Annotated in this window: 10 protein-coding genes; 6 read left to right on the top strand and 4 right to left on the bottom strand. The window is 47.7% G+C overall.

Going from position 1 to position 9,176, the window contains the following annotated elements; all coding sequences use genetic code 11:
• Nucleotides 1-487 precede the first annotated feature (487 nt).
• Nucleotides 488-685, top strand: coding sequence for a heavy-metal-associated domain-containing protein (locus tag QUB70_RS29895; RefSeq protein ID WP_332985320.1), 198 nt, complete (start codon nucleotides 488-490; stop codon nucleotides 683-685).
• Nucleotides 686-775: 90 nt separating this feature from the next.
• Here the strand turns inward: QUB70_RS29895 and QUB70_RS29900 are convergent, their stop codons facing one another.
• Nucleotides 776-1,183: an ArsR/SmtB family transcription factor gene (locus tag QUB70_RS29900; RefSeq protein ID WP_332985321.1), complete on the bottom strand. Its 408-nt coding sequence runs from the start codon at nucleotides 1,181-1,183 to the stop codon at nucleotides 776-778.
• Between the two features lie 146 nt (nucleotides 1,184-1,329).
• On the opposite strand from QUB70_RS29900, the gene QUB70_RS29905 reads away from it, so the two are divergent.
• Entirely contained in the window at nucleotides 1,330-1,497 is a 168-nt protein-coding gene (locus tag QUB70_RS29905) for a metallothionein (protein WP_332985322.1), read from the top strand.
• A 289-nt stretch (nucleotides 1,498-1,786) separates the two neighbouring features.
• Nucleotides 1,787-2,047, top strand: coding sequence for a DUF7219 family protein (locus tag QUB70_RS29910; RefSeq protein WP_332985323.1), 261 nt, complete (start codon nucleotides 1,787-1,789; stop codon nucleotides 2,045-2,047).
• 180 nt (nucleotides 2,048-2,227) lie between these two features.
• Here the strand turns inward: QUB70_RS29910 and QUB70_RS29915 are convergent, their stop codons facing one another.
• Nucleotides 2,228-3,301: a metal ABC transporter solute-binding protein, Zn/Mn family gene (locus QUB70_RS29915; protein ID WP_332985324.1), complete on the bottom strand. Its 1,074-nt coding sequence runs from the start codon at nucleotides 3,299-3,301 to the stop codon at nucleotides 2,228-2,230.
• A gap of 90 nt (nucleotides 3,302-3,391) precedes the next feature.
• On the opposite strand from QUB70_RS29915, the gene QUB70_RS29920 reads away from it, so the two are divergent.
• Complete coding sequence (locus QUB70_RS29920) at nucleotides 3,392-4,111, top strand: metal ABC transporter ATP-binding protein (protein ID WP_332985325.1); 720 nt, start codon at nucleotides 3,392-3,394, stop codon at nucleotides 4,109-4,111.
• Nucleotides 4,112-4,256: 145 nt separating this feature from the next.
• Entirely contained in the window at nucleotides 4,257-5,093 is an 837-nt protein-coding gene (locus tag QUB70_RS29925) for a metal ABC transporter permease (protein WP_332985327.1), read from the top strand.
• Between the two features lie 377 nt (nucleotides 5,094-5,470).
• Here the strand turns inward: QUB70_RS29925 and QUB70_RS29930 are convergent, their stop codons facing one another.
• Complete coding sequence (locus QUB70_RS29930) at nucleotides 5,471-7,369, bottom strand: peptidoglycan D,D-transpeptidase FtsI family protein (protein WP_332985328.1); 1,899 nt, start codon at nucleotides 7,367-7,369, stop codon at nucleotides 5,471-5,473.
• 209 nt (nucleotides 7,370-7,578) lie between these two features.
• A complete protein-coding gene (locus QUB70_RS29935) occupies nucleotides 7,579-8,157 on the bottom strand; it encodes a hypothetical protein (RefSeq protein ID WP_332985329.1) in 579 nt (192 codons plus the stop codon).
• 338 nt (nucleotides 8,158-8,495) lie between these two features.
• Between QUB70_RS29935 and QUB70_RS29940 the strand changes: the two genes are divergently transcribed.
• A complete protein-coding gene (locus QUB70_RS29940) occupies nucleotides 8,496-8,711 on the top strand; it encodes a serine protease (protein WP_332985330.1) in 216 nt (71 codons plus the stop codon).
• Nucleotides 8,712-9,176 lie beyond the last annotated feature (465 nt).

The following is a 9,176-nucleotide window of genomic DNA, read 5'->3' on the forward strand; positions in this document are numbered from 1 at the left end:
AATTTACTTGTGGAACAGGCATCTTGCCTGTTCATAAAGAGATAAATTTACTTGTGGAACAGGCATCTTGCCTGTTCGTAAAAGGATTATTGACATTGCTGCAATATCTCAGGCCTGTAGGGTGCGTCAGCTAGAACACTTACGCTTACAAGGGAAACGAGAAAGGGCTGACGCACCCTACAATACTTGCCTGTTCGTAAACAGATAAATTTACTTGTGGAACAGGCATTTTGCCTGTTCGCAAACAGATAAATTTACTTGTGGAACAGGCATCTTGCCTGTTCATAAAGAGATAAATTTACTTGTGGAACAGGCATCTTGCCTGTTCGTAAAGGATTATTGACATTGCTGCAATATCTCAGTTTTAACCGACTTTAGCTTTGAGGGAGGAGTTTACACCCCTGCCGGGATCGGGGAAAGCGCCCGTTTCAGGAAATTAGATTAAAATAGAAAATAATAATGTCATCTACAAAATCTCTAATTTACTATGACCATACTATTTAACGTTCCGTCGATCGTCTGTTCTGGCTGCGGAGACACGATTACCAAAGCTATCAAAACTGTAGACTCCGGTGCTTCTGTGAATGTAGATGTCGCAGCTAAGACTGTTACGGTTGAGGCTGAAGCTTCTGAAGAATCCATTAAACAGGCGATTGTGGTGACAGGCCACACCGTCCAAGATTAATATCGAACCCAAGTGGGGGCGGGTTTAGGAGATTATTAATCTTACGCAGAAATTTTTGGTAAAACCCGCCCTTACAGAATTTTAAATCCCTTATTCTTCGTCCAAGTGTTCGGCAACTGCTCGGTAAAGTTCCAAAACGTGGCGATCGAGTAAACTATAAAAAACTTGTCTCCCAACTTTGCGGTAACTTACCAACCGCATCGCCCGCAATGCCCGCAACTGGTGCGATACTGCTGATTCGCTCATGCTCAAAGCCGCCGCCAAATCGCACACGCACAGTTCTTGATTTGCCAATACAGACACCAGCCGCAGCCGATTCGCATCTCCCAACAGGCTGAAAAACTCTGCCATCCGCTGAGCTTTTGCGGTGTTGAGAACTTGTGTTTGGATGTCACCGGCCCGCAAACAGTCAACTAGGTGCGGTCGATCGCACGTTGGTGTATCGTTTTGTTCGTGAGTCTGACTTATCGCTCCGTTAACAGCAGAGTTGGGTGACATTTTTTCCAGGCTTGTTTTAATTCTCATTTTCATTTTAGTGCGATCGGCAAACCTTTTGTAACAAAACTTTTACATTCCCTTGACATACATCTGAATATATGTTCAGATATTATTACAGACAAACAAACCCACCAGGAGAATGTAAAATGACTACTGCAACCCAAACAAAATGTGCGTGTCCTTCTTGCGTGTGCGTTGTCAGCCTCAGTTCCGCCATAGAAAAAGACGGCAAATCCTACTGTTCCAGTGCTTGCGCCACCGGCCACCCCAATGGCAGCGGCTGCGGCCACACCGGCTGCGAGTGCCACAAATAAATATTCGGCTTCACAAAAGATTAATCAACCACTCTAAAATCTATCTAAAGGGAGATGTGATGTTCGCATCTCCCAGTTTTTTGGCTTTCAGGTTAAAGAAAAGTTAAAATAAAGCTAACTTAAGGTTAAGACTGCATTAATAGACTAAGTAAAGAGAGAAAAAGCACAATTGCTACTTGCGGAATACAATAGAATCAAGTTAGCGTCGCGATACTAAGTACAAATAGTGCTATTAACAGCAGAGACCGAACCAAAAGTTGAATACCAAAAGTTTAATTAGGAGGGAGCAATGAAAGAGCGGGAAGATTTTTTACATCCTCGCAATCGCTACTACGGTGATTTCACGCCAGAAAACTTGGCGTTTAATGCCAACTTGCAGGAATTTGCTCAGAAAATAACTTACATTTGCTCGCTGGAAACAGGCGGCAAAATTAGCTCTGAGAAAGCCTATAAAGATATTAAGGCGCTTTGGAAAGACTTAAAATTATCTAAGAAGCAATTGGGAATTGGCCAAACCCCCCCCAACACCGATGGGGAAAATACACCTTAAAATCATCGCAGCAAATCCTCGACGCACTCCGACTCCTAGAAACCGGGTTTTTTACCGACTCTGCGGACTCCAACGCATCTTTTCGTAAAAAAAAACCCGTTTCTAGGCCCCATGCGTAAGTCCTAATATAAAGTGCGTACCCAGCAAATGTAAGGTTCTTTTCGGCGCACCCTAAGAAGTCTACGGTTTGGGAGTTGGTGTTGCTTCTGGTGCAAAAGGAGTACAATTGCCGCCGAGGCCAGAAGCAATCGCGCAAGTATTAGTTTTCAGCATTCCCTCATAGGTATCAGCACCTGTGCCGGCGCCGCCCAACTCGTCGCTGTAAAGTTCCTTGTCCGAAATTTTGACATTTGCCTCCCTCGCTACAGTCTCCATTAACTTCGGATTAGTCGTCGTTTCTACAAAAATTGTCGGCACTCCTGCGGTCTTAATTTCTGATGATAGTTCGGCTATTCTGGCTGCTGTGGGCTGTTCCTCTGTTGTCACACCCTGCAAAGCTCCAACAATCTCCAAACCGTAAGCATCAGCATAGTAACTCAGAGCATCGTGAGTTGTTACTAACTTGCGTTTTTCCGGTGGAATTGTCGCAATTTGAGCCTTAATCCAAGTATCTATTTTTTGCAAATCATCCGTTAATTTCGCGGCGTTGCTGGTATAAAGTTGAGCATTGGCGGGAGAAAGTTTTTTCAATTCGTCGCGAATAGTTTCTACCATACGGATGCCATTTTGAGGATTGTGCCAAACGTGAGGGTCGGGAATTTTTTCGCCTGCTGTATGGGCTTTTTCTTCCGCTTTCTCTTCGTGCTCGTGTTCGTGTTCGCCCATCAGCGGTTTGGGAACTGCGAGTTCGTGTACGGCAATTTTGGGCGCGGAATTGGTACTGGATTTAATTAACTTAATGATGCTGGGTTCGTGGTTGTAGCCGCCGTATAAAATCAAATTGCCCGTTTCAATCGCTTTGCGGTCTTCCGGCTTAGTTTGGTAGGCGTGGGGGTCGTCTCCGGGCTCGATCAGACAGGTGGTGTCGATCGAACTTTGAGCGATTTCTTTAGTTATGTCGCAGATAACGCCAGTCGTGGCGACGACTTTCGGCAAGTTGGCCGCGGGGCTGGCTTGAGTTTGAGTGGCGGCCGGACTCTCTGGCGCCGGATTGCTGGCGTTCTGTCCTCCACTGCACCCAACCAGTCCGCAGCCGATCGCCAAAACAGTCGCACCGCACAATCTGCCGGTTTTTCCAGACAAGTTCTTTAACATTTTCACCTTTGGAACGATAATCGTTATTGCTTTTTCGAGTTATCCTATTCTAGTAGCTACGAACAAGAATCGTTCTCAAAAGCTTGAATTATGCTAGAAGTGCAAGACTTGGCTGTCAATTATCGCGGAATTTCGGCCCTCAACAGCGTGAATTTCCAGTTAGATCCCGGACAGTTAACCGGTGTGTTCGGGCCCAACGGCGCGGGGAAAAGCACGATGGTGAAAGCGATGCTGGGATTGATCCCGGCCTGTCGGGGTTTGGTAAAATATCAGGGGCGGTTGTTGAAGGAACAGTTATCGCGGGTGGCTTACGTGCCGCAGCGATCGCAAATAGACTGGGATTATCCGATTACGGTGTGGAATGCGGTAATGATGGCGCGAACTGTCCAGACTGGCTGGTTTCGCAGCCCCTCGAAGCAGTCGCGGGAATTGGTGACAACTGCTTTGCGGAGGGTGGGAATGTGGGATTTGCGCGATCGGCAAATTGGCGAACTGTCTGGCGGACAGCAGCAGCGGATTTTCTTAGCAAGGTCGATCGCCCAACAAGCCGATTTATTCTTCTTCGACGAGCCTTTTAACGCGATCGACAAAGCCACCGAAGAGATTATTTTCCATATTTTTGCCGAACTAAAAGCCGAAAATAAAATATTGCTAGTAATCAGCCACGATTTAGGGAAAACCTTAAAACAGTACGACAATTTATTATTGCTCAACAAGCAGTTAATTGCGACTGGTTCCTGCCGGGAAGTCCTCACCGCTGCTAATATTCAAAAAGCCTACGGATACGATTTAAGTTTAGTTTCTGCCTAAGCAAAATGGGATAATTTAAACTTTTTGGTGTGTGCAATTTCCAACTTTACTCTTCAGTCCGCGTAGGCGGACTTCGTTTCTGTAGGCGCGGTTTAAACCGCCGACTTTTATAAACGAATTTTCTAAAATCTCTCAAAGAAATGGAATGTTAAACCTACTAATTGAGCCGCTAAAATTCGAGTTCATGCGAAATGCGATCGCGATCGGCATTTTGCTAGGAATTGTCTGCGCCGTTGTCGGCTCCTATTTAATTGTACAGCAAATGGGAATGATGGTAGACATGATTGCCCATTCCGTATTAGCAGGATTGCCAGTTGCTTTTTCTTTAGGTTTCAATATTTCGTTCGGCGCGTTTATCTCGGGAATTATCAGCGCGGTAATTATGGCGTGGATTCAATCGCAATCGCGCCTCAAGATTGATGCAGTTATGGCATTAATTTTGTCTACATTTCTAGCAATTAGCGTCACGCTAATTAGCCTGTTGCGGACGACAAAATTAGACTTAGACGGATTTCTTTTCGGCAACATCCTGTCAGTTGCACCCGCCGACGTGCAGCAGACTTTTGTCATAAGTTTAATTATTTTGGTAGCGGTTAAAGTCTTTTACAAAGAACTGCTATTCTATACTTTTGACCCGCTGGGAGCCCAGGCTAGCGGTTTGCCTGTAAACTGGATTTATTTGGGGATGATTTCGGCGATTACGCTGACGATTGTGGCAAGTTTGCAAACTGTGGGGGCACTGTTAGTAATTTCGCTGTTAATCGGCCCGGGAATTACCGCGTATTTGTTGGTAAAAGAGCTGCATTTAATGATGGGATTGGGAGCAATTATGGGGATTGCCGCTAGCGTGACAGGGATGTATCTCAGCTATTATTTTAATATGCCTTCTGGTGCGGCAATTGTGTTAGTTGTTTTTGGATTATTTTTAGTAGCTTTGCTGTTCAGTCCCAGTCAAGGGATTTTGACTAGAAAGAGAGGATAAGCTGTTACGGATTTAAACCACTAATTATCCAGGTAGAGTGCGTCAGCTAGAACACTTATTAGCCACGGGAAACGCTTATGTACTGACGCACCCTACAATGGTCTTTTAAATAGACCTCTTGCAAAAATAGCTGGGACGGGCTCTGGGGCCCATCCCACAAAAAGTTTTTTTCTTGTGGAATGGGCCCCAGAGCCCGTTCCAAAATTTGATTAAAAGGACTTTTGCAAGAGGTCTAATGAAACAGCCATGCCTTAAGAAGGGGGAGATAGAAGTCTTCTCTAAGTCCCCCTTCTTAAGGCGGATCTAGACTCAGGTAAAAGCGACATTTCTCAAGGGTTTCAGACTTAAGTTGACACGCCCTGGGCAGTGCCGTTTCCCTACTTGCTCGGCGCAATCTTCTCAATCGAAATCAGCGCCTCCATCACCGACTCCACAATCGGCGCCGCCACACTTCCCCCCGTACCACCTTTCGGCTCATCAATCACCGCCAGCACCACATACCGAGGAGCCTCCACAGGCATTATCCCCACAAAGCTAGTAATAATCGCGTTCTTAGAATAACCGCCACCACCATTAGCTTTTTGAGCCGTCCCCGTTTTCCCAGCAATCCGATACCCAGGAATCTGTGCAGCTTTCCCCGTACCACCATCAACCACAGTTTCCATCATGTCTAAAACTTGCTTAGTAGTGGACGGCGAAAAAACCTGCTTCGGAACAGCCCTCGGAAGTTTCCAATAAGCTTGACCGTCCCGATCGAAAAGTCCCCGCACAACGTGAGGAGTTACCAACTTGCCGCCGTTGGCCAAAGCCCCATTAAGCTGCACCAACTGCATCGGAGTAATCGAAAAACCCTGCCCAAAAGCCGTAGTAGCAACTTCCACCGGAGAATTAATAAATTGCTCTCGATTTTTTAGCTGGCTGGTTACTTCAAAAGGCAAATCCGTTCCCGCAGTTTGTCCGAGTCCGAGTTTTTCTAAAGCTTGATAGTAAAGAGAAGCTTTCATGCTGCTCATTACGTGCACCATCCCCACATTGCTAGAATGTTTCAAAATCTCCGTAACAGTGGAAGGGCCGCGCGCGCCTGCGACTTTGTAATCGGAATTTTGGATAGTCCAGACATCCATGTAAATCCGACCTTCGTCGTTAAAAACAGTGTTAGGTTTGACAGCACCCGCTTCCAGAGCGATCGCCACATTAATCGCTTTAAAAGTCGAACCAGGCTCATAAACATCAGTTACAGCCCAATTTTTATAGCGCGACAAATCGAAATTAAAATATTGATTCGGGTCATAAGAAGGTTCCGCTACCATTGAGAGCAATTCCCCGTTGCGGGCATCCATCACAATCACCGTACCCCGCTTCGCCCCGTATTTATTCATTTGTTCCTTGAGAGCAATCCGGGCCGCCCGCTGCAAGCGACTGTCGATCGTCAGTTGCAATTTCAAGTCATCAAGCTGCACAAATCCCGCCGTCAGCCGATCGGGAACCCAATTCCCATTGCTCGACCTGCTAAATTGAATCGACGGCATCGATCGTTCCAGCAAATTCTGCTGGCTGTATTCCACCCCAGCTTGTCCCTTGCGTTCCCCGTCCACATAACCGAGGATATCCGCGGCCAATTCCTGCTGCGGGTAAAAACGCTGCTGCTGCCGCACCAACTCCAGCCCATCCACCGGACTATCTTTAATTTGCATCTGAGCGACGCGATCGGCAACCTCTTGAGCCAGAGAGTCCGCAATTGTAATACCGCTTTCACCAAGATTAAACCTTCGCAGCAGTTCAGTTTCCGACGTAGTTCCCGGACTCAGTTCGATCGCCAGCATCGGAGCCAACTTAGCAGCAATTTCCGCTTTCGAGTGGTTGAACAACTTCGGGTGAGCGTAGAGCGTGTACACCTGTCTGTCGATCGCCAAAACATTCCCCGCGCGGTCAACAATCGGGCGTCTCGGCACAAACGGCTTCGTTTTGAGAGTTTGCTGCTGCTCGGCTTGTTTGCGGAGCGCCGGAGCTCGCGTCACCTGCAAATAAAACAAATTCACAGCCAGCCCCAGCCCCCCCAGCATCAACACCGCCCACACGGCCCACAAACGGAACTTGCTGCGCTTTAAACGCTCTACCGGCCGCCTCCAAGGTGGAGCCGTCTGTTGTGGCGATCTGTCGAAACTGCCGTCCGCTTTGGGTTTGGCTTGTTTTCCCCACAAAGTGCGATCGCCCGACGGTTTTGGGCGTTTGAAGTTCGGCGATCTGTAGCGGTCAAAACGGGGGTCATAGCTCATAAAATTAAAAATTAAAAATTAAACAGCAAGTCACTTATTTTTAACTTTTAACTTCCGCTTCAGAGAAGAAAATCGATCGGGACTTGCAGAAAAGTCAAAGAGCAAGCCTTAGCAAATCAATGGGAAGTTACACTGTCAAATTCTCGGTTTCTCAAACTCTCCGGCCCTCGGACAATCTCCCCTCGGGCCCTATCGGCGCTGACACTGCCTCAATAGCCCAGCGGCGTTTCCACACTCGCTCGATCCTTGAGAGTCGGTTCTGAGTTTCGTGCTGCCGCAACGGGCGATCGGGTTTCAGGGGCCGGCTGCAAAAAAATCGTGTCCCCAGGATTCTGTGAAGCCAAACCGGTTTCTGGATTTTGGGCTTCTTTAGCAAGTTGGTGTTTCAAGACTTCGCTAGCAGAACTCAACTGCTGTTCGCGGAGGCGCAGAGTTTCCAGTTTTTGATACTCCTGACTCCAGCGCTGCTCGCCGTAAACAGTCAAGCCGTAGAGACTCAGAGCACCGCCCAAAAGCATAACTGCTGCCACTGAGGAGAGGCGCTGTGCCTGCAAGAGCGATCGCAACCACACTGGCTGCTGCTGGCGAGCTGGCAGGACTTTCAGCACCGAGGCAGACGACCGAGCCCGATCCTGTTCGTCGGCTGCCGAGTAGTTGGGCAATACCGGCCCGGTCTTCGCCCGCCTAGCTCGGGCAATAGAAGTAACTTTGCTGTTGGCGGAGCCGGCAGCGGGCTTGCGGGCCGATCGGGAGCGGGGAGAATCCGGGGATCTGATAGCAGCGGTCATAGAGTTCACCAATAAGTAAAGTGGGGCAGCTTCAGCTTGATTGAGGTTAAGAGTTTTTGGCTTCGACGATCGCCTGTTGTGACAATCTGCGTTCGATCGGTTATCCTTACCAAAGATACCTCACAAACCAACCAACCCATCCTACCACTCGTCTCTTTGACTTCAGGATTGGCAAAAAAAAGGAAATCTTTGCAGGTTCGCCAGAATGTATGTGAAATTTATTAATAAATGCAGTATTGTAATCAACGAGCGAATCGTTGAGCTATTCGTGCCAGCATTGTTTCTCAAGTACACTATTCCCTTCCTTGCGATGGGTTTTCAATGTTAAGGAGTGTTTTATGAACAAGGGATTAATTCGTTTGACTTTGGTACTGGGCTTGGCAGCAGCCCTCGGCGCCTGCGGAGGTGAGCCCACCAGCCCCACCAGCCCCTCTCCGGGCGGCACTAGCACTACTACTCCTCCTCCTGTTTCTTCTCCATCTCCAAAGGCCTCTCCAGGGGCTACTCCAGGGGCTGGTGGAACTGTTTCCCCTTCTCCTAAAACGTCTCCCTAACTAGGGCTATCCGAGAGTCATTGCCCAACAAGCCTAGCCTCGGGGTGAAAAATGGTTCGCTCCTCGCATTTTTCAATCTGATTGGTCTAGGCATCAAGTTGGGTGTTAGTTGTTGTCTGATACTTTTTCTAAAGTTCAGTACGTCCCTTTACTGTCGCAAGGTCTGCTTAGCGCTAGGTTACAAGGGCATTCCCTTTCAACTAAGACAGCAGGAGTCCCGCGCTCTACCGATCAAAGTGAGCGTCGGGAGGAATGCGCGTGAGTGAAGAGATCCACCCCTGAACCTGCGACAGTCGCAAATCGACAAGAGTATGAAAAACATTTATTATCATAAAGTTGATAAAAAGTCAAGGGTTTTTGGGAGAAAATATAAATTATTCAATTTGTTTTAACTACCAGCCGGGAAGTCCCTCGGTATATTCAGAGGGGATAAATCTGAGCGCTGCGCGAAGTACCCCGAATGAA

It is taken from the genome of Microcoleus sp. A003_D6, assembly GCF_036702825.1.
Lineage (GTDB): Bacteria > Cyanobacteriota > Cyanobacteriia > Cyanobacteriales > Microcoleaceae > Microcoleus.